The following is an 18,767-nucleotide window of genomic DNA, read 5'->3' on the forward strand; positions in this document are numbered from 1 at the left end:
GCCTCACATAACCTGTAACGAACGGAAGGGAAAGCACTCTTTATGGCTTTCCGGCCCGGTTGCCGCAAATTATTCCGGCTCAGTCGCAAGGCCAGAGCGCGGCATCGCCGATCGCCGGATGGCGCAGCTGGCTGCCCGCGGCAATCCCAGAGGCCGCGGCAAGTCCGGCATTGATTTCCAGCACGAATTTGATCGCCTCGCCGCCATAAAGCGGGGTCAGATCACCGGGAATGGCATTGGCCTGAACCGAGACAACCTCGCCCCTGGCATCGGCGAAGATGATATCCAGGCCGATCAGCGTATTCTTCATCCAGAAGGTGGCTGATTCCGGATAGTCATAAATGAAAAGCATCCCCGCATCCGGGGCCAGAGAAGCGCGGTTCATCAGCCCATAGGCACGTTTATCCGGCGTATCGGCCAGCTCAACCGTAAAGCTCTGCCGCGCCGCAGCGCCGGTTTCAGCAGCGCGGATATCCACCCGCGCCGCCGAGCAGCTGCCCGCCGCCTCTGCCAGACTGCCTGAACCGAGGGCAATTAACGCCCCGGTCACGAAAGCAATGGCAGCGCGGCCGGTCATCCCTGGCTCCGCACCTGATCGGCGGTATCGGGGACAATCTGCAGCCCGAGCTGCGCCCCCGCCTCCGGATTGATCGCGCGTTCCCAGCTCAGCACCTGCACCGCCATCCGGCCACGACGGCCATCGATGACCCGCAGCGCCACGGCTTCGCCCGACATCAGATCGGCAAAACCCGAGACACGCAGCACCTCAACATGGACAAAAATATCCTCATTGCGCCCGAAGGCGTTGGCAAAGCCAAATCCCTTGGCTTTATCAAACCATTTGACCCGCGCCGGCTCAAGCGGCAGCGCGCGCAGTTCCTCAGCGGTGTGCTCTCCCGCCAGCTCCCCCAGCGGGACAGGCTGTCCTTCGGGGGGCTCAACCCCGAGAACCTCAATTGCCTGCACCCCACGCGGTGTGGTCTGGACCTTAACGACGATACCAGACCCATCCGCCACCGAACTCTGCCCAAAATTACGCAGAACATTCGCATGCAACAAAATGTCGGCTGTGGTGTGTTCGCTGACGATAAAGCCAAAGCCCTTAGCCGGATCGAACCACTTCACCCGACCCTGCAACACCTGCACGGCCTTATCTTCTTCAGTCATAAGAAGGACTATCTCCCCAGATTAAGCCCTGGGAGTTGATGCGACTTTAAGGCCCCTCAGTTCAAGAGGGAATCGTAACACACCACCAGATTTGTTTTATTCCGACCATATAACTCAGGGGTTGAGGCGCAAAACCGACCAGGGGGCGGTGATTTGCGCACGTGACCAGCGAAAACGATCATGCAGCCGGAAGGCGCCGTCGGCCCAGAACTCAATTTCCAGCGGGCTGATACGGTAGCCACCCCAGAAGGGCGGACGCGCCGGGTTCGGCCCCTTGGTGAGCGTCAGCTTTGCCACTTCCGCCATCAGCGCCTCACGCGAGGACAGCGGCTGCGACTGGCGGCTGGCCCAGGCCCCGAGCCGGCTCGAAAGATTGCGGCTGGCGTAATAGGCATCGGCCTGGGGCCCCTCTTCACGGCTGACGAGGCCGCGGACCCGGATCTGGCGGCGCAGGCTTTTCCAGTGCATCACAAAGGCCGCCTTACCGCCGGCCTCAATCTCAGCCGCCTTGGCCGAGCCGTAATTGGTATAAAAGACAAAACCACCCTCGCCAGGCGTCGGCCCCAGCTCAATTTCCTTCAGCAAAACCATGCGGGCATTGGGCAGGCCCGAGGCATCGACCGTTGAGAGCGCGATGGCATTGGCGTCGTTCGGCTCGGTGGCCCCGGCCTCGGCCAGCCAGTTCTGTGCAATCAGAAAAGGGTTCTCTCCGGCAAAAATTCCCGATCTTTCCACCCTTTTTCTCCTGTAAAAAATGGGGCTCTGGCGCCCCCTGCGGCTGCGCGCCTCCCTTGCGGGAGCCTGTTTTTGGCCCTAGAGGTAAACGCTGTCAGACTGATAAAGTGTGTGAGGGACCAGGAATGTCAACCGGACTGATGGCAGGCAAACGTGGCCTGATCATGGGCCTTGCCAATGATAAGTCGATTGCCTGGGGGATCGCGCAGGCCCTGGCCGCACAGGGCGCTGAACTGGCGTTTTCCTACCAGGGCGAAGCGCTGAAAAAGCGGGTTGAACCGCTGGCGCGCAGCCTTGGCGAGCCGATGCTTTTTGAATGCGACGTTGCCAGCGAGGACAGTCTCGACCAGCTGTTTGACGGGCTGAAAGCGGCCTGGGGCAAGCTGGATTTTGTGGTCCATGCCATCGGCTTTTCCGATAAAAACGAGCTGCGCGGCCGCTATGCCGATACCAGCCGTGCCAATTTCCTGACCTCGATGGATATCTCGGTCTATTCCTTCACCGCCGTGGCCCGCCGGGCCGGAGCACTGATGGGTCCAGGTGGCGCGATGCTGACCCTGACCTATTACGGCGCCGAAAAGGTGATGCCGCATTACAATGTGATGGGGGTGGCCAAGGCCGCGCTGGAGGCTTCGGTCAAATATCTGGCCGAGGATTTCGGCAAAGAGGGCATCCGGGTCAATGCGATCTCGGCCGGGCCGATCAAGACCCTCGCCGCCAGTGGCGTCGGTGATTTCCGCTATATCCTGAAATGGAATGAGCTGAACTCACCTTTGCGCCGCAATGTCACCCAGGAGGAGGTCGGCAAATCGGCGCTCTATCTTCTGTCTGATCTGGCCTCGGGCACCACGGGCGAGAATCTGCATGTCGACTGCGGCTATCATGCCATCGGGATGAAGGCCGTGGATTCGCCCGATATTGACGTCGTCACCGGCCGCAAAGACGGCTGATCATGACCCTCGCCGCCTTTCTTGCAGCCTGGGGATTGCACCTGGTGGCCGCGGCCTCGCCCGGTCCGGCAATCCTCATGTCTGCACGGCTGGCGGTGACCGAGGGCTTCCGGGTCTCGGTCTGGCTGGCGGCGGGGCTGGCGCTTGGCGCGGTCTTCTGGGCGCTGGCGGCTTTGTTCGGCCTTGCGATCCTGTTTAAAATCGCCCCGGCTCTGTTCTGGGGCTTCAAGATCGCGGGCGGGCTGTTTCTGATCTGGATCGCGCTGCAGATGTGGCGCCATGCCGACGAGCCATTGCCCGATCACAAAAGCGCCCTGCCGCGCAGCCCGCTTTCAGCGCTCTGGCTGGGGATTGCCACCCAGCTCGCCAATCCCAAACCAGCGGTGTTTTTTGGCGCGGTCTTCGTCGGCACCGTGCCCCCGGGGGTCTCACCGCTCTGGATCCTCGCTCTGATGGCGATGATCTGCGTCAATGAGATCGCCTGCAACCTGACCATCGCGCGGCTGTTCTCCTTCGAGCGCTCCCGCCGCGCCTATGCCAGACTGAAAGCCGTGATCGACCGCAGCTTTGGGGTCGTGCTCGCGGCCCTGGGTCTGAAAATTGCCATCGCCTGAGGGCGACATCTGAGGAACTTCCCATGGCACCTGAACGCCTGCCGCATGAAAAAGGCTTCCACATCAGCTGGGACCAGATCCACCGCGATTCCCGCGCCCTCTCCTGGCGTCTCGACGGCAAGGGTCCGGGCGAAGGCGGCAGCTGGCGCGCCATCGTTGCCATCACCCGCGGCGGCCTCGTTCCGGCGATGATCGTCGCCCGCGAGCTTGATATCCGGGTGATCGATACGATCAGCGTGAAAAGCTATAACCACCAGTCGCGCGCCGATGCGGTGGTGACCAAATCGCCGCAGGATGAGCTGATGGGCGATGGCTCGGGCATTCTGGTGATCGACGATCTGGTCGACAGCGGCAAAACCCTGGAGCTGGTGCGCAAACTCTATCCGAAAGCGCATTTCGGCACGGTCTATGCCAAGCCGCATGGCAAGCCCCAGGTCGATACCTATGTGACCGAGGTCAGCCAGGACACCTGGATCTTCTTCCCCTGGGATATGGCTTTGCAATATGTCCAGCCCTATCGCGGCGCAGACTGATCAGATCAGGGGCCTTCGGGCCCCTTTTGCTTTCCATGGCCTGCGCCCTTCCCGTTTTCTGACAAATATCCTCGGGGGTTCGGGGCGGAAAGCCCCCGGCAGGGCGGCATCGCCCCATGATGAGGCTTGCAACTCAGCGCAGCGCAGCCAAAACTCCGGCCCAGATCGCTGACCGAGGATAATCATGCCCCTGCCCGTCAATCCGAACCTCTCCGCCACCGAACTCCCGCCGGTGATGGAGGCGCGGCGCTGGATTGAGGGCAAAAGCTTCCCCCCCGCGCGCCCGCTGATCAATGTCAGCCAGGCCGCGCCGGTTGAGATCCCGCCGCTCGCTTTGCGCCAGGCGCTTGCCGAGGCCGCGCTCAACAATCCTGACGCCCATCTTTACGGTGCGGTTCTGGGCCTTGACGGGCTGCGCAGCGCGATTGCGGCGAAATTCTCTGCCACCACCGGCGGCCGGGTCAGCCCGGGCCAGGTCGGCGTCACCCAGGGCTGCAACCAGGCCTTCTGCGCCGTGATGGCGGCGCTTGCCGGTCCCGGCGATGAGGTCATCCTGCCGGTGCCATGGTATTTCAATCATAAAATGTGGCTCGATATGGCGGGGGTCACCACCCTGGCGCTGGAGACCGGACCAGATCTGATCCCTGATCCCGAGGCCGCCCGCGCCCTGATCACGCCGCGCAGCCGCGCCATTGTTCTGGTCACGCCGAATAATCCCGGCGGGGTCGAATATCCGCCCGAAACCCTTGCCGCTTTCCGCGATCTGGCCCGCGCCCATGGCCTCGCCCTGGTGATCGATGAGACCTACCGCGATTTCGACAGCCGCTGGTCGCCCGCATCGGGTGGCGTGCCGCATGATCTGCTGCAAGATCCGGCCTGGGATGACACCACCATCCTGCTCTACAGCTTTTCCAAAGCCTACCGGCTGACCGGCCACCGCGTCGGCGCGGTGATCGCCGCGCAGCCCCTGCTGGCCGAGATCGAGAAATTTCTCGACACGGTGGCGATCTGCCCGGGACAGCTCGGCCAGATCGGCGCGCTCTGGGGGATGGAGAATCTCGGCGGCTGGCTCGAGGGCGAGCGCCAGGAGATTCTGGCCCGGCGTCAGGCGATGATCCGGGGCTTTGCGGCACTGAAAGGCTGGAAGCTGATCGGCTGCGGCGCCTATTTTGCCTGGGTCGAGCATCCGTTTGAGCTGAGTTCAGACCAGCTCTGCCGCCAGCTGGTCGATGATCTGGCGCTGCTGATGCTGCCCGGCAGCTATTTCGCCCCCGAAGGCACGAGGGCGGCGCAAAAGCAGATTCGCATTGCCTTTGCCAATATCGACTGCGCCGGCATCGCGACCTTGTTTGAGCGCCTGCAGGATTACAGCCCCGCCCCCTGACCCGGCGCTGAAAAACGCAAGGCGAGCTCTGCCGCTGGCGGCTGGCCGCCCTTGCCCCGCGCCCCCCTTGCCACTAGACAGACAAAAATTTCCTGACCGGAGCCCGACCTATGGCGAAAGCACGCGACGAGGCCAGCAAGGCAAAGTCTAACAAGGGCCAGTCGGTCCTGACCTGGACCATGACCGGGATGCTGATCCTGGGCCTCGGAGGGTTTGGCGTTACCAGCTTTCAGAACACGCTGAGCAGCATCGGCTCGGTCGGTGAGACCGATATCAGGGCCCAGGACTACGCCCGTGCGGTGCAGCAGCAGGCTGCCGAGCTGTCGCGCCAGTTCGGCCAGCAGATCACCGTGCAGCAGGCCCTGGCCTTTGGCATCGACCGTCAGGCGCTCTCGGATCTGGTGACCCGCGCCGCGCTCGATGATGCGGCGCGCAAGGCCGGCCTCTCGGTCGGCGATCAGACCGTGGCCGGGATGATCACCGCCGATGGCACTTTTGCCGGCTCTTCCGGCAATTTCGACCCCTCGCTCTACCGCGAACTGCTCAGCCGCAGCGGGCTGAAGGACACCGAATATGAAAATGGCCTGCGCCGCGATGCCGCCCGCAGCCTGCTGACCGGCGCCGTGACCGGCGGTTTCGTCGCGCCCGAGGCCGCGACCCAGGCGCTTTATGCTTACATCGCCGAGCGTCGCGGCTATTCGATGCTGCGCCTGACCGAGGCCGATCTGGCCAGCCCGATGGCGGCTCCGACCGAAGCAGAGCTGCAGGCCTGGTATGAGGCGAATATCGCCGATTTCACCCGGCCCGAGGCCAAACAGATCCGCTACGCCTGGCTCTCGCCCGATGATCTGGCGAAAGAGCAGCCGGTGGATGAGGCCGAGCTGAAGCGCCTCTATGACGCAAGGATCGCCGAATTCGTCGTGCCGCCGCGCCGCCTGGTTGAGCGTCTGGTCTATCCCGACGAGGCCGCCCTCGAAACCGCTGAGGCCGCTCTGGCCGCTGGCACCAGTTTCGAGGAGCTGGTCGCGGCGCGCGGCCTGCCGATGGATGCGGTCGATATGGGCGATATTTCCGAGCCCGAGCTTGGCGATGCCGGGGCTGCGGTCTTTGCTGCGGCTCAGGGTGAGGTGGTCGCAGGCGACAGTGCGCTTGGCCCGGCCCTGTTCCGCGTCAACGGCATTTTGCCGGGCGAGGAAACCAGTTTTGAGGATGCCCGCGAAGAGCTGGCCGCCGAACAGCAGTTCGAAGCCGCCCGGGCGGTGATCAACAGCCGTATTGACGAGATCGACGATCTTCTGGCCGGTGGCGCTTCGCTGCAGGAACTGGCGGATCAGACCGGCATGGTCAGCGGCACGATTGACTATATCCCCGGGGGTCAGGGCGAAAAGCTCGCAGGCTATGCCGCCTTCCGTCAGGCCGCCGAAGCGCTGAAACAGGGCGATTTCGCCGAAGCGATTGCGCTTGATGATGGGGGCGTGATCGCGCTGGAATTTGTCGCCACCCTGCCCCCGGCGCCGATCCCGTTTGAGGAGGCAAAACCGGCGGTGACCAATGCGCTGCAGAGCGCGGCGCTGAAAACCGCGCTGGTGGCCGAGGCGGAGCGGCTGCAGGCCGAGATCAAAGCTGGCGCCGATCTTTCCGCGCGCTTTGAGAGCGTGCCCGAAATTGCCCGCGAGGGCAGCATCCCCAATGCCCCGGCCAGCCTGATGGCGACCATCTTCAGCATGGAAGCGGGCGAGCTGCGCCTGATCAGCGAGCCGGGCTTCACCGCGCTGCTGCGTCTCGACACCATTGCCAAGGCCCCCGAAACCGGGGCCGAGGCCGAGGCGCTGAAAACCTCGATCGCGGCGCAGTTCGAACAGGGCTTTGCCCAGGATGTCTATCTCGGCTTTGCCGACAGCGTCTCCTCCGAGGCCGGGGTCACCCTCGACCAGAATGCCATCACCCTTGTGAATTCGAGCCTGAGATGAAACCTGAACCCTCTTTCGCCGCCTTTGAAAAAGCCTGGGCAGAGGGAAAGAACCAGCTGGTCTGGACGCGGATCGCCGCCGATCTCGACACGCCCGTCTCGCTGATGCTCAAGCTCGGCGAGGCGCGCAAGGACACCTTCATGCTGGAATCGGTGACCGGCGGCGAGGTGCGTGGCCGCTATTCGATCATCGGCATGAAACCCGATCTGGTCTGGCGCTGCCACGGCGAGACCTCCGAGATCAACCGCGCCGCCCGCTATGACAGCGAGGCTTTCGCACCGCTTGAGGGCCATCCGCTCGACACGCTGCGCGCGCTGATCGCCGAATGCCGCATTGAGATGCCCGAAGAACTGCCGGCGGCGGCGGCCGGGCTGTTTGGCTATCTCGGCTATGATATGATCCGCCTCGTCGAGCATCTGCCCGATGTGAACCCCGATCCGCTTGGCCTGCCAGATGCGGTGCTGATGCGGCCCTCGGTCGTCGCCGTGCTGGACGGGGTCAAAGGTGAGGTGATCATCGTCGCCCCGGCCTGGGCCGGTTCCGGCCTTTCTGCCCAGGCAGCCTATGCCCAGGCGGCCGAGCGGGTGATGGATGCTTTGCGCGATCTCGACCGCGCGCCCGCGGTGCAGCGCGAGATCGACGGCGCCGCGATTTCGGGCGAGCTGACCTCAAACTTCAGCCATGAAAGCTATAAACAGGCGGTTGAGAAGGCGAAGGACTATATCCGCGCCGGGGATATTTTCCAGGTGGTGCCCTCGCAGCGCTGGTCGATGGAGTTTCCGCTGCCGCCCTTCGCGCTTTACCGCTCGCTGCGCCGCACCAATCCCTCGCCTTTCATGTTCTTCTTCAACTTCGGCCCCTATCAGGTGGTCGGCGCCAGCCCCGAGATCCTCGTGCGGCTGCGCGAGGGCGAGGTGACGATCCGCCCGATCGCCGGCACCCGCAAACGCGGCGCCACGCCGGAAGAGGATAAGGCGCTGGAGCTGGATCTGCTGGCCGATCAGAAAGAGCTGGCCGAACATCTGATGCTGCTCGATCTGGGCCGCAATGATGTGGGCCGGGTGGCAAAACTGGGCACGGTGCGCCCGACCGAGAAATTCGTGATCGAGCGCTACAGCCATGTGATGCATATCGTCTCAAACGTGGTGGGCCAGATCCGTGAGGGCGAGGATGCGCTCTCGGCCCTGCTCGCCGGTCTGCCCGCAGGCACGGTCTCGGGCGCGCCAAAGGTGCGCGCCATGGAGATTATCGACGAGCTTGAGCCGGAAAAACGCGGCGTCTATGGCGGCGGCTGCGGCTATTTCGCCGCCAATGGCGAGATGGATTTCTGCATCGCTTTGCGCACCGCAGTGCTGAAAGATGAAAAGCTTTACATCCAGGCCGGCGGCGGCGTGGTCTATGACAGCGACCCCGAAGCCGAATACCAGGAAACCGTGAACAAATCCAATGCCCTGCGCCGCGCGGCCCAGGATGCTGGTCTGTTTTCCCGCCGGGGCAACAGCTGAATGAGCCGGGTCAGCGGGGGGCAGCCCCCCGTGCCCCCGGGATATTTACGGACAGATGAACCCCATTCCCGCGCTTTTCATCTGTCCTTAAATATCCCCGCCGGAGGCTTTCGGCCCCATCCGGGCCGGAACCACAACCAGGGTTAAAGTAAACCGGAGGGTCCGGTTTTTCCTTGACCTGTCAGAGCATCGTGTCGAGAAAGTTTCTTCATGGCCACCGCGATCCTTTCCATTGATCTTGACGCAATCGCCGCCAACTGGCGCGCGCTGGACCGGCTTTCCGGGCCAGAGGTGCAGACCGCTGCCGTAGTCAAAGCCGATGCCTATGGGCTGGGCGCGGGCAAGGTGGCGCGGGCTCTGGCCTGGGCGGGGGCGCGGCGCTTCTTCGTTGCCGCCGCCGAGGAAGGCGCGGCGGTGCGCCAGGCGCTTGGCCCCGGACCGCAGATCAATATCCTCTCGGGCCATATGGCCGGCGATACCGAGATGCTCAATGATCTTGAGCTGACGCCGATGCTCAACAGCCTCGAGCAGATCACCCGCCATCTCGAGGCCCTGCCCGGCCATGCCTTTGGCGTACAGCTCGATACCGGGATGAACCGGCTCGGCGTTGAGCCGGTGGAATGGCAGGCGGTTGCGCCTTTGCTGATCGAGGCCGGTCCGGCGATGCTGATGAGCCATCTGGCCTGCGCCGATGAGCCCGATCACCCGATGAACCAGCTGCAGCTGCAGGCCTTCCATGAGATGACCGATGGCACCGGCGTGCCGCGCAGCCTTGCTGCCACCGGCGGCATCCTGCTCGGGCCGAAATATCATTTCGACCTCTGCCGCGCCGGGATCGGCATGTATGGCGGGCGGCCCTTCGAGATGGCCGAGCGCGCCGTCACCCTGTCGCTGCCGGTGATCCAGAGCCGTGAGGTGCTGCCTGGCGAGATCGTCGGCTATTCCGCCACCTGGGAGCCGGAAGGCCCCGCGGTGATCGCCACCGTGGCCGCGGGCTATGCCGATGGCCTGCCGCGCACGCTGTCAAACAATGCCGTGCTCTGGGATGGCGACACCCCCTGCCCGCTGGTCGGCCGGGTATCGATGGATCTGATCACTGTCGATGTGACCCATCTCGCCGAAGTGCCGAAAAGCCTCGATATTCTCGGGCCGCATCAGTCGGTCGATGATCTGGCCGATGCCGCCGGAACCATCGGTTATGAGATCCTGACCGCGCTCGGCAAGCGCTATAGCCGCCGCTACAGCGAGACCAGGGGATGAGCCAGACCGCGGAACAGGCCGCCGCGCCTCTGCGCGCGCTCGCGGCGCTTGGCCGCCCCGTGCTGGCTTTGCTGGCCTCGATCGGCCAGATCACGCTTTTTGCCGCCAGCGCCATCGGCCATCTGTTCCGCCCGCCCTTCTACTGGCGCGAATTCGGCCAGGCGCTGATGCAGATCGGCTGGTATTCGCTGCCGGTCGTCGGCATGACCGCAATCTTCACCGGCGGCGCGCTGGCCTTGCAGATCTATGCCGGTGGCAACCGCTTCGGCGCCGAAGCCGTGGTGCCGCAGATCGTCGCCATCGGCATGGCGCGTGAGCTGGGGCCGGTGCTTGGCGGGCTGATGGTGGCAGCACGGGTCGCCTCCTCGATCGCGGCCGAGATCGGCACGATGAAAGTGACCGAGCAGATTGACGCGCTGACCACGCTTTCCACCGATCCGATGAAATATCTGACCGTGCCGCGCCTGCTGGCCGCAACCCTTGCCGGGCCGGTGCTGGTCGCGGTCTGCGATTCCATCGGCATCATGGGCGGCTGGCTGGTCGCCGTGACCCGGCTCGAGTTCAATTCGGCCAGCTATCTGCAGAATACCGTCGATTTTCTTCAGGCCTGGGACATCGGCTCGGGCCTGGTCAAAGGCCTGGTCTTTGGCTTCCTCGTCGCGCTTTCGGGCTGCTGGCACGGGATGAATTCGGGGCGCGGCGCCAAAGGCGTGGCCGATGCCACCAAGGCGGCCGTGGTCTCGTCTTCGGTGCTGATCCTTGCCGCCAATTATCTTCTGACCGGGATCTTCTTCTCCGCATGATTGAGCTTATCGATGTGCATAAGGCCTTCGGGGCCAACCGGGTGCTGAACGGGGTCGATCTCTCGATCGGCCGGGGCGAATCGATGGTGATCATCGGCGGCTCGGGCACCGGCAAATCGGTGATGCTGAAATCGGTTCTGGGGCTGATCACCCCTGACAGCGGCACCATCCTGCTCGATGGCCGGGATGTCACCAGCCATGACCGCGATGATTTTCTAGCCCGCTTTGGCATGTTGTTTCAGGGCGCGGCGCTGTTCGATTCCATGCCGGTCTGGGAAAATGTCGCCTTCCGCCTGCTGCGCGGCCGGCTGAAACGGCCAAAGGCCGAGGCAAAAGAGATCGCCATCGCCAAACTGCGCCGCGTCGGCCTTGGCCCGGAAGTGGCCGACCGCTTCCCGGCCGAGTTGTCGGGCGGTATGCAAAAGCGCGTCGGCCTTGCCCGCGCCATCGCCGCAGAGCCTGAGATCATCTTCTTTGATGAGCCGACCACGGGGCTCGATCCGATCATGTCGGGCGTGATCAATGATCTGATCCGCGAGATCGTATCCGAGATGGGCGCAACCGCGATGACCATCACCCATGATATGACCTCGGTGCGCGCCATTGCCGATAAAGTCGCCATGCTGCATGGCGGCAAACTGCGCTGGAGCGGCAGCGTGGCCGAGATGGACACCACCGCCGACCCCTATGTCAGCCAGTTCATTCATGGCCGCGCCGAGGGGCCGATCCCCTCGCTGCGCTGATCAAAGCGCCTCCGGCGGGGATAGTTCAGGAAGGGAAAGCCAGAGCTGTTTCCGCTTTGCTCAATATACCGTCAGGGAGGCGGCCTCGGGCCGGGCGCACCGGCCCCGCCTCTTGACCATGAGCCGGGGCACTGCCAGCTATCGCCCATGCGCTATGCCAATTTACTGCTGCTGATCCTTTTTCCCATCGCCTGGTTTGCGCCTTTGCTGCGCGCCGCCTTTCTGCCGGTCTTTGGCATGGATGAGATTTCCGTCATCAGCGGGCTGCAGTCCCTCTGGCGCGATGAGCCGGGGCTGGCGCTGCTGGTGACTTTCCTCGCCATCTTCGCCCCCTATGCCAAGACCATCGGACTTGCGCTGTTGCATTTCGGTCTTTTGTCCGCCCGCGCGCTGCCCGGGCTGCAGTTTCTCGGCAAGCTGGCCATGGCGGATGTGTTTCTGATCGCGCTTTATGTCGTGCTGGCCAAGGGCGCGGGCTGGCTGAGTATAGAAACCGCCTGGGGGCTCTGGCTTTTCAGCTTCTGCGTGCTTAGCTCGCTGGTGATCTCTGCGTGCTCTGCGGCGCGCCCGGCTGAAAAGGTGTGACCATGCAAACCCCCGTTCCGCTGTCTTTGCTTGACCTCGTGCGCGTGCGCGAAGGCGCGGGCCCGCGTGAGGCCCTGGCCGAAGCGCAGAGCATCGCCGCCCATGTCGACCGGCTGGGCTTTAACCGTTACTGGGTGGCCGAGCATCATAATATGCAGGGCATTGCCTCGGCGGCGACCTCGGTGGTGCTGGCCCATGCCGGGCAGCATACGCAACGCATCCGCATCGGCTCGGGCGGGATCATGCTGCCGAACCATTCACCCTATATCATCGCCGAACAATTCGGCACCCTCGCCGCGCTTTACCCCGGCAGGGTTGATCTGGGGCTGGGCCGTGCGCCCGGCACCGATCAGGCAACCCTGCGCGCCATCCGTACCCCCCAGGGCGCGGCCGAGCGTTTCCCCGAAGATATTGCCGAGCTGCAGCACTGGTTCGCTCCGGATGATCAGCCGGGTTATATCCGCGCCTGGCCCGCTGCCGGGGCCGAGGTGGATCTCTGGGTGCTCGGCTCCTCGCAATATGGCGCGATGCTGGCGGCCGAATATGGCCTGCCCTACGGCTTTGCCTCGCATTTCGCGCCCGATTACCTCGATGAGGCGATGCATCTCTACCGCTCGCGGTTCAAGCCCTCCGAGCAGCTTGCCGCGCCCTATGCGATGGTCGGCGTTAATGTGATCTGCGCTGAGACCGAGGCAGAGGCGACCCGCCTTTTCACCACGGCGCAGATGAGCTTTACCGGCATTTTCCGCAATGCCCGCGGTCTGTCGCAGCCGCCGATTGACGATATCGAGACCTATTGGACCGCTTCCGAGAAAGCCCAGGTCAGCCGCATGCTGGGCTGCGCGGTGATCGGCACGCCCGAACGGGTGAAGGCCGGGCTCGAAGCGCTGCAGCGCCGTACCGGCGCGGATGAGCTGATCATCGTCAGCGATATTTTCGACGCAGAGGCGCGCCGCCGCTCGCTGGCCCTGACGGCCGGGGTCTGGGGCCTGAAGCCTGAAGCCTGAAGCCTGAAGCCTGAAGCCTGAATAAGTCTGCCCCTTTCATCTGTCTGCAAATATCCCGGGGGTGAGGGGGCAGCGCCCCCTCTTTCCACCACTCCTCTTTCCGGCCTCCCTCTTTCCGGCCCTCCCTCTTTCCACCCCCCCGCGCCCCTTGCTCAACCGCCCCGCCCCGTGCGAGGTCAGAGAGATGAGCAAATCTGCCCCCTCCTTCACCTGCACCGCCTGCGCCGCCAGTTTCCGCAAATGGGCCGGACGCTGCGAAAACTGCGGCGCCTGGAATTCAATCATTGAGGAGGCACCGCTCTCCTCGGGCCCGAAAGCCATCGGCCCGCGCGGGCGTCAGATCCCGCTGAGCGATCTGGCCACTGAGGAAGCACCGCCACCGCGGGCGAAATCGGGCATGTCCGAGCTGGATCTGGTGCTGGGCGGCGGGCTGGTACCGGCCTCGGCCATTCTGGTCGGCGGCGATCCTGGCATCGGCAAATCGACGTTGCTTTTACAGGCCGCGGCCAGCTTTGCCCGCCAGGGGGTGAAATGCCTTTATATTTCCGGCGAGGAGGCCTCGGCCCAGGTGCGGATGCGGGCGCAGCGCCTTGGCCTTGCCGATGCGCCGGTGCAGCTCGGCACCGAAACCTCTCTGCGCGACATCCTGACCACGCTTGATGCCGAGCGCCCCGGGCTGGCGATCATCGATTCGATCCAGACCATGTGGCTCGATACGGTCGAGGCGGCGCCAGGCTCGGTCTCTCAGGTGCGTGCCGCCGCGCATGAGCTGGTGAATTTCGCCAAACGCCGCGGCGTCGCCATCATCATCGTCGGCCATGTCACCAAAGAAGGCCAGATCGCCGGGCCGCGCGTGGTCGAGCATATGGTCGATACCGTGCTGTATTTTGAGGGCGAGCGCGGCCATCAGTTCCGCATCCTGCGCGCGGTGAAAAACCGCTTCGGGGCCTCGGATGAGATCGGCGTGTTCGAAATGACCGGTCAGGGCCTGGCCGAGGTCACCAATCCTTCGGCGCTTTTCCTCGCCAATCGCGATGCGCCCGCCCCCGGCTCGGCGGTCTTCGCCGGGATCGAGGGCACAAGGCCGGTGCTGACCGAGATCCAGGCCCTGGTCGCCCCCTCGCCGCTGGGCACGCCGCGCCGCACCGTGGTCGGACTTGATTCGGGGCGGCTCTCGACCATTCTCGCCGTGCTCGAAGCAAGGGTTGGCATTCCGTTCACCGGGCTTGATGTCTTTCTCAATGTTGCGGGCGGTATGCGGGTGACCGAACCGGCCGCCGATCTGGCAGTGGCGGCGGCTTTGCTCTCGGCGCGCGAAGATGTCGCCATCCCCCGCGATATGGTGCTTTTTGGAGAAATCTCGCTCTCCGGCGCGCTGCGTCCGGTATCGCAAACCGAAAACAGGTTGAAAGAAGCCGCGAAACTTGGTTTCACACAGGCGGCGCTGCCGAAGGGGTCAAAGCCTGGCGCAGCAATTGGACTGAACCTGCGCGGGATGGCTGATCTCGCGGCCTTTACCGGTGAGATGTTCGGCGCGGGCTGAGGCCTGTTCCGTCCGAGGAGAGTGCGAATGGATAACTTTACCTGGATTGACGGGATCGCTGCGGCAGTCATCCTGCTGTCGGCCCTTCTCGCCTATTCGCGCGGCATTGTGCGCGAGGGTATGGCGATCCTGGGCTGGATCGGTGCGGCCGTGGTCGCCTTCATGCTGGCGCCGGCGGCCAAGCCAATTGTCAGCCAGATCCCGATGGTGGGCGATTTTCTGGGTGAAAGCTGCGAATTATCGGTGGTTGCGGCCTTTGCCTGCGTCTTTGCCCTGGCGCTGATCGTTGCGGCGCTGTTCACGCCGCTGCTCTCTTCGCTGGTGCAGCGCTCGGCGCTCGGCGGGGTTGATCAGGCGATTGGTTTCGTCTTTGGCGTGCTGCGCGGGGTGCTGCTGATCGCGGTTGCCTTCATCGTCTGGGACCGCGCCATGTCGAATATGACCTATGCGCCGATCGACGATTCCCGCACCGCAAAGGTCTTTGCCAATTTCCAGGTCTCGATCGACAATGCTATTCCCTCGGATGCTCCGGGCTGGATCCTTGCCCGCTATAACGATCTGACCAATATCTGCCCCGGCGCCGCGCCGCTCGACGCCCCGGCTCCGGTTCCGGCCGCCCCGGCGGAAGTCCCGGCCCCCGCCCCCGCGCCCTGAGGGCCAGGCTGTCAGATCTGCGCCGCGCGGGATCGGCCCCGAGCGCGCGCGGATCTGCCCTTTGCCCCGGCTCAGGACAAAGCCTGCGAAAACGCTGTCCCTCCCGTGCAACATAAGCATGACCGGGGGGGTGACACCGGCGCGGATAGCCACTAAATCAGCGGCAGATCCAGCTCCGACCAGGAGGCCACATGCCCCGCTTCCCCGCCCACCCGTTCGAACCGCTGAATGATGGTGACAAGCTAAAGGAAGAATGCGGTATTTTCGGCGTTATCGGCCTGACCGATGCCGCCAATTTTGTCGCACTGGGGCTACATGCCCTGCAACACCGCGGCCAGGAGGCCGGGGGTATCGTCACCTATGAACCCGAGACCGGGTTCCATTCCGAACGCCGCTTCGGCTATGTGCGCGATAAATTCACCTCTGCCGCCGTGATGAAACTGCTGCCCGGCGATCTGGGCATCGGCCATGTGCGCTATTCGACCGCCGGCTCAAAAGGCGCGGCACAGATCCGCGATGTGCAGCCCTTCTTTGGCGAATTTGCCATCGGCGGCTGCGCCATTGCCCATAATGGCAATCTCACCAATGCCGCGCGTCTGCGCAAAGATCTGATCGAACGCGGCGCGATCTTCCAGTCCTCCTCGGATTCGGAATGCATCATCCATCTGATGGCGCGCTCGCTGCAGAAAACCCAGGCCGAGCGCCTGAAAGATGCTTTGCGCCTCGTTGAGGGGGCTTTCTCGGTCATCGCCATGACCCGGACCAAGCTGATGGGGGTCCGCGATCCGCTCGGCGTGCGCCCGCTGGTGCTGGGCCGGCTGGGTCAGGGCTATGTTCTGGCCTCGGAAACCTGCGCGCTCGACATTATCGGTGCCGAGCTGGTGCGTGAGATCGATCCCGGCGAAATGGTGGTGATCGAAAACGGCAGGATCGAAAGCTCGCGTCCCTTCGGCGCCTCGAAAGGCCGCTCCTGCATCTTTGAGCAGGTCTATTTCTCGCGTCCTGACAGCATTGTCGGTGGCCGCTCGGTCTATGAAACCCGCCATCAGATCGGTGTGGAACTGGCGCGTGAGGCGCCGGTTGAGGCTGATGTAGTCTGCCCGGTACCCGACAGCGGCACCCCGGCAGCGATTGGCTATGCCGCCGAATCCGGCATTCCCTTCGTGCTCGGCATCACCCGCAACCAATATGTGGGCCGGACCTTCATCGAGCCGACCGATGCGATCCGCAATATGGGTGTGCGGCTGAAACTCAATGTCAACCGCAGCCTGATCAAGGGCAAGCGGGTGATCCTGGTGGACGATTCGGTGGTGCGTGGCACCACCTCGCGCAAGATCAAGGATATGATCCTTGATGCCGGCGCGGCCGAGGTGCATTTCCGCATCGCTTCGCCCCCCACCGCCTGGCCCTGTTTCTACGGTGTCGATACGCCCGAGCGCTCAAAACTGCTCGCCGCGACGATGACCGAGGAAGAGATGCGCGAATGGATCGGCGTTAACAGCCTGAAATTCATCTCGCTCGACGGCCTCTACCGCGCTGCGGGCGAGGCGCAGGGCCGCGATCATGCCAGCCCGCAATATTGCGACGCCTGCTTCTCGGGGGAATATCCGATCGCCCCGGCCGATAAGCTTGATGAGGGCTTTAAGATGAAGACCGCCGCCGAATAGGGGGCAGCGGTTTTTTCGGCTTTCATCTGTCCATAAATATCCCCGGGGGGTCCGGGGGGCGAAGCGCCCCCGGCTCCCCTCGCCTGCACCGGAGCCGCTATGTCCTCTTCCGAGAAAATCGCCCTTGTCACCGGTGCCTCGCGCGGGCTGGGTGCGGCCCTGGCCGAACAGCTGGCTTTGCGTGGCTGGCATGTGGTGGCGGTGGCGCGCACCACCGGCGGGCTGGAAGAGCTCGATGACCGGGTGAAGGCTCAGGGCCTGCCGGGCGCGGGATCGCTGACCCTGGCACCGATGGATGTGACCAATGAAGAGGCGATGCGTCATCTCTGCCGCTCGATCCATGACCGCTGGGGCGGGCTGGGGTTCTGGGCGCATATGGCGATCCATGCCACCGCGCTCTCGCCTGCAGGCTCGGTCGATATGAAGGATCTCGATAAATCCATCGCCTGCAATCTGCGCGCCGCCTCTTTCCTGATCACCGCGGTCGAGCCGCTGCTGGTGGCGCATAAAGGCACCGCGCTTTTTGCCGATGATCCGATGCCGGGCAGTGCCAATGGCGCCTGCTATGGCATGACCAAGGCGGCACAGATGGCCGCCGTACGCGCCTGGGCGACTGAGACCCGGCGCATTGGCCCGAAAGTGGTGATCGGCACGCCTGCGCCGATGCCCACCGCTCTGCGCGCCCGCTTCTATCCGGGCGAGGACCGCAGCCCGCTGGCCCAGCCGCGCGATGAGGCGGCAAAACTGCTGGCCCTCGCGCTCGGCTGAGTTCCCTCAGCGCTGACCATAATAGAGGCCGACCACATGTTCGGCCTCGGCAAAGAACAGCCAGCGCGCCGCAAAGACCCCGAGCATATGCACCGCCCCGGCAAGGGGCGCGGCGGCCAGCGGCGGCAGGGCCAGGCTCAGGAGCGCGGGCAGCAAAGCCGCTGCGATCAGCGCGATCAGGCGCAGTTTGCGGCTGTGCCGGCGCCCGACCACATGGATCATCTCGCGCATCAGATAGTTTTCGCCGGTATGGGGCTGCTCAAACACCCGCAGCCGCCCGCCCGACAGCCCCGTCGCGCTTTCCATCGTCTCGCCCGCCCGGGCGAAAGCCCCGTCTCCCACCATCCATTGCGCCAGCAGCACCAGCGCGAGGATCAGGCAAAGCAAAGCCGCCAAAAGCCCGGGCAGCGCCAGCAACAGACCACCCGTCAGCGCGAAGGCCAGAAAACTGACCGGGGTCAGCCAGTGATGCCAGCGCGGCACGGTTTTCAGCTGGGCATAGATCATCGCGGTTGAGAAAAGCGTCAGCAAGGCCAGCGCGGCCCCGGCCAGGCCAAACCCTCTGCCCCAGCCAAAGCCCAGCCAGTCCGACAGCGCCTGAGGCGCGAAAGCGATCAGCGTCAGGCAGGACGCCCAGGCCTCCCGCGAGAGCCAGCTCGAGCGCCATTGGGTAAAGGCCAGGAGTGCGCGCTGCGGATTGCCGAGATGGAAGGAAGAGGCCATGAGCCCGCCTATGCTCAGCGCATAGCCAAAACCCCAGGCAAAGAAGGCGGGCCAGCCGCTCAGGACCAAGACGCCGCTGCCCAGCCAGATCAGAAAGCCCAGGCCAAGACCCGAAAGCGCGGTGAAAAGAATAACAGAAGGGGCAGGATGCATAGA

19 protein-coding genes are annotated in these 18,767 nt (G+C 64.1%); 15 read left to right on the top strand and 4 right to left on the bottom strand.

Translation table 11 applies throughout. The features are described 5' to 3' along the window. Positions 1 to 79: 79 nt before the first annotated feature. The 3 genes from H0485_RS16160 to pdxH form a co-directional block, all read right to left on the bottom strand. Positions 80 to 577, bottom strand: coding sequence for a DUF192 domain-containing protein (locus H0485_RS16160; protein WP_226936989.1), 498 nt, complete (start codon positions 575 to 577; stop codon positions 80 to 82). After that, positions 574 to 1,167, bottom strand: a complete 594-nt coding sequence (locus H0485_RS16165; protein WP_226936990.1) for a cold-shock protein — start codon at positions 1,165 to 1,167, stop codon at positions 574 to 576. Before H0485_RS16165 ends, H0485_RS16160 begins: the two co-directional genes overlap by 4 nt. Positions 1,168 to 1,281: 114 nt before the next feature. Continuing rightward, the gene (pdxH, locus tag H0485_RS16170) at positions 1,282 to 1,902 is read right to left on the bottom strand and encodes a pyridoxamine 5'-phosphate oxidase (RefSeq protein WP_226936991.1); all 621 of its coding nucleotides are present in this window, start codon (positions 1,900 to 1,902) and stop codon (positions 1,282 to 1,284) included. A gap of 125 nt (positions 1,903 to 2,027) precedes the next feature. On the opposite strand from pdxH, the gene fabI reads away from it, so the two are divergent. From fabI to H0485_RS16245, 15 genes are all read left to right on the top strand, one after another. Next, on the top strand, positions 2,028 to 2,852 hold the full coding sequence (gene fabI / locus H0485_RS16175) for an enoyl-ACP reductase FabI (protein ID WP_226936992.1): 825 nt from the start codon (positions 2,028 to 2,030) through the stop codon (positions 2,850 to 2,852). A gap of 2 nt (positions 2,853 to 2,854) precedes the next feature. Next, the gene (locus H0485_RS16180) at positions 2,855 to 3,466 is read left to right on the top strand and encodes a LysE family translocator (protein WP_226936993.1); all 612 of its coding nucleotides are present in this window, start codon (positions 2,855 to 2,857) and stop codon (positions 3,464 to 3,466) included. A gap of 23 nt (positions 3,467 to 3,489) precedes the next feature. Next, positions 3,490 to 3,999, top strand: coding sequence for a xanthine phosphoribosyltransferase (gene gpt / locus H0485_RS16185; protein WP_226936994.1), 510 nt, complete (start codon positions 3,490 to 3,492; stop codon positions 3,997 to 3,999). A gap of 184 nt (positions 4,000 to 4,183) precedes the next feature. Beyond that, positions 4,184 to 5,383, top strand: coding sequence for an aminotransferase (locus tag H0485_RS16190; RefSeq protein ID WP_226936995.1), 1,200 nt, complete (start codon positions 4,184 to 4,186; stop codon positions 5,381 to 5,383). Positions 5,384 to 5,493: 110 nt separating this feature from the next. Continuing rightward, on the top strand, positions 5,494 to 7,353 hold the full coding sequence (locus tag H0485_RS16195) for a peptidylprolyl isomerase (protein WP_226936996.1): 1,860 nt from the start codon (positions 5,494 to 5,496) through the stop codon (positions 7,351 to 7,353). After that, positions 7,350 to 8,858, top strand: coding sequence for an anthranilate synthase component I (gene trpE, locus H0485_RS16200; RefSeq protein WP_226936997.1), 1,509 nt, complete (start codon positions 7,350 to 7,352; stop codon positions 8,856 to 8,858). The genes H0485_RS16195 and trpE overlap by 4 nt, the downstream gene beginning before the upstream one ends. 210 nt (positions 8,859 to 9,068) lie before the next feature. Then, the gene (gene alr, locus H0485_RS16205; protein WP_226936998.1) at positions 9,069 to 10,118 is read left to right on the top strand and encodes an alanine racemase; all 1,050 of its coding nucleotides are present in this window, start codon (positions 9,069 to 9,071) and stop codon (positions 10,116 to 10,118) included. Further along, positions 10,115 to 10,921, top strand: coding sequence for an MlaE family ABC transporter permease (locus H0485_RS16210; protein ID WP_226936999.1), 807 nt, complete (start codon positions 10,115 to 10,117; stop codon positions 10,919 to 10,921). The genes alr and H0485_RS16210 overlap by 4 nt, the downstream gene beginning before the upstream one ends. Continuing rightward, a complete protein-coding gene (locus tag H0485_RS16215) occupies positions 10,918 to 11,664 on the top strand; it encodes an ABC transporter ATP-binding protein (protein ID WP_226937000.1) in 747 nt (248 codons plus the stop codon). The genes H0485_RS16210 and H0485_RS16215 overlap by 4 nt, the downstream gene beginning before the upstream one ends. 147 nt (positions 11,665 to 11,811) lie before the next feature. Next, positions 11,812 to 12,249 (top strand): paraquat-inducible protein A, encoded by a 438-nt coding sequence (locus tag H0485_RS16220; RefSeq protein WP_226937001.1) that lies wholly within the window; start codon positions 11,812 to 11,814, stop codon positions 12,247 to 12,249. 2 nt (positions 12,250 to 12,251) lie between these two features. Beyond that, entirely contained in the window at positions 12,252 to 13,256 is a 1,005-nt protein-coding gene (locus H0485_RS16225) for an LLM class flavin-dependent oxidoreductase (protein WP_226937002.1), read from the top strand. 184 nt (positions 13,257 to 13,440) lie between these two features. Then, positions 13,441 to 14,799: a DNA repair protein RadA gene (radA, locus tag H0485_RS16230; RefSeq protein WP_226937003.1), complete on the top strand. Its 1,359-nt coding sequence runs from the start codon at positions 13,441 to 13,443 to the stop codon at positions 14,797 to 14,799. A gap of 27 nt (positions 14,800 to 14,826) precedes the next feature. Continuing rightward, the gene (locus tag H0485_RS16235) at positions 14,827 to 15,453 is read left to right on the top strand and encodes a CvpA family protein (RefSeq protein WP_226937004.1); all 627 of its coding nucleotides are present in this window, start codon (positions 14,827 to 14,829) and stop codon (positions 15,451 to 15,453) included. A 191-nt stretch (positions 15,454 to 15,644) separates the two neighbouring features. Beyond that, positions 15,645 to 17,120 carry an amidophosphoribosyltransferase gene (purF, locus tag H0485_RS16240; protein ID WP_226937005.1) on the top strand — a complete coding sequence of 492 codons (1,476 nt, stop codon included), beginning with the start codon at positions 15,645 to 15,647 and terminating at the stop codon, positions 17,118 to 17,120. A 99-nt stretch (positions 17,121 to 17,219) separates the two neighbouring features. After that, positions 17,220 to 17,888 (top strand): SDR family NAD(P)-dependent oxidoreductase, encoded by a 669-nt coding sequence (locus H0485_RS16245; protein WP_226937006.1) that lies wholly within the window; start codon positions 17,220 to 17,222, stop codon positions 17,886 to 17,888. Between the two features lie 6 nt (positions 17,889 to 17,894). On the opposite strand, the gene H0485_RS16250 is transcribed toward H0485_RS16245, so the two are convergent. Further along, the gene (locus H0485_RS16250; RefSeq protein WP_226937007.1) at positions 17,895 to 18,764 is read right to left on the bottom strand and encodes a dimethyl sulfoxide reductase anchor subunit family protein; all 870 of its coding nucleotides are present in this window, start codon (positions 18,762 to 18,764) and stop codon (positions 17,895 to 17,897) included. Positions 18,765 to 18,767: the final 3 nt, after the last annotated feature.

This window comes from Pseudogemmobacter faecipullorum, from assembly GCF_020539525.1.
Taxonomy (GTDB): domain Bacteria; phylum Pseudomonadota; class Alphaproteobacteria; order Rhodobacterales; family Rhodobacteraceae; genus Pseudogemmobacter; species Pseudogemmobacter faecipullorum.

Coding starts and splice junctions, on each gene's coding strand:
- alr (WP_226936998.1), top strand. CDS start 9,069: ATGGCCACCGCGATCCTTTCCATTGATCTTGACGCAATCGCCGCCAAC.
- trpE (WP_226936997.1), top strand. CDS start 7,350: ATGAAACCTGAACCCTCTTTCGCCGCCTTTGAAAAAGCCTGGGCAGAG.
- H0485_RS16210 (WP_226936999.1), top strand. CDS start 10,115: ATGAGCCAGACCGCGGAACAGGCCGCCGCGCCTCTGCGCGCGCTCGCG.
- gpt (WP_226936994.1), top strand. CDS start 3,490: ATGGCACCTGAACGCCTGCCGCATGAAAAAGGCTTCCACATCAGCTGG.
- H0485_RS16250 (WP_226937007.1), bottom strand. CDS start 18,764: ATGCATCCTGCCCCTTCTGTTATTCTTTTCACCGCGCTTTCGGGTCTT.
- purF (WP_226937005.1), top strand. CDS start 15,645: ATGCCCCGCTTCCCCGCCCACCCGTTCGAACCGCTGAATGATGGTGAC.
- H0485_RS16215 (WP_226937000.1), top strand. CDS start 10,918: ATGATTGAGCTTATCGATGTGCATAAGGCCTTCGGGGCCAACCGGGTG.
- H0485_RS16195 (WP_226936996.1), top strand. CDS start 5,494: ATGGCGAAAGCACGCGACGAGGCCAGCAAGGCAAAGTCTAACAAGGGC.
- H0485_RS16190 (WP_226936995.1), top strand. CDS start 4,184: ATGCCCCTGCCCGTCAATCCGAACCTCTCCGCCACCGAACTCCCGCCG.
- H0485_RS16235 (WP_226937004.1), top strand. CDS start 14,827: ATGGATAACTTTACCTGGATTGACGGGATCGCTGCGGCAGTCATCCTG.
- H0485_RS16180 (WP_226936993.1), top strand. CDS start 2,855: ATGACCCTCGCCGCCTTTCTTGCAGCCTGGGGATTGCACCTGGTGGCC.
- H0485_RS16220 (WP_226937001.1), top strand. CDS start 11,812: ATGCGCTATGCCAATTTACTGCTGCTGATCCTTTTTCCCATCGCCTGG.
- H0485_RS16225 (WP_226937002.1), top strand. CDS start 12,252: ATGCAAACCCCCGTTCCGCTGTCTTTGCTTGACCTCGTGCGCGTGCGC.
- radA (WP_226937003.1), top strand. CDS start 13,441: ATGAGCAAATCTGCCCCCTCCTTCACCTGCACCGCCTGCGCCGCCAGT.
- H0485_RS16165 (WP_226936990.1), bottom strand. CDS start 1,167: ATGACTGAAGAAGATAAGGCCGTGCAGGTGTTGCAGGGTCGGGTGAAG.
- H0485_RS16160 (WP_226936989.1), bottom strand. CDS start 577: ATGACCGGCCGCGCTGCCATTGCTTTCGTGACCGGGGCGTTAATTGCC.
- H0485_RS16245 (WP_226937006.1), top strand. CDS start 17,220: ATGTCCTCTTCCGAGAAAATCGCCCTTGTCACCGGTGCCTCGCGCGGG.
- fabI (WP_226936992.1), top strand. CDS start 2,028: ATGTCAACCGGACTGATGGCAGGCAAACGTGGCCTGATCATGGGCCTT.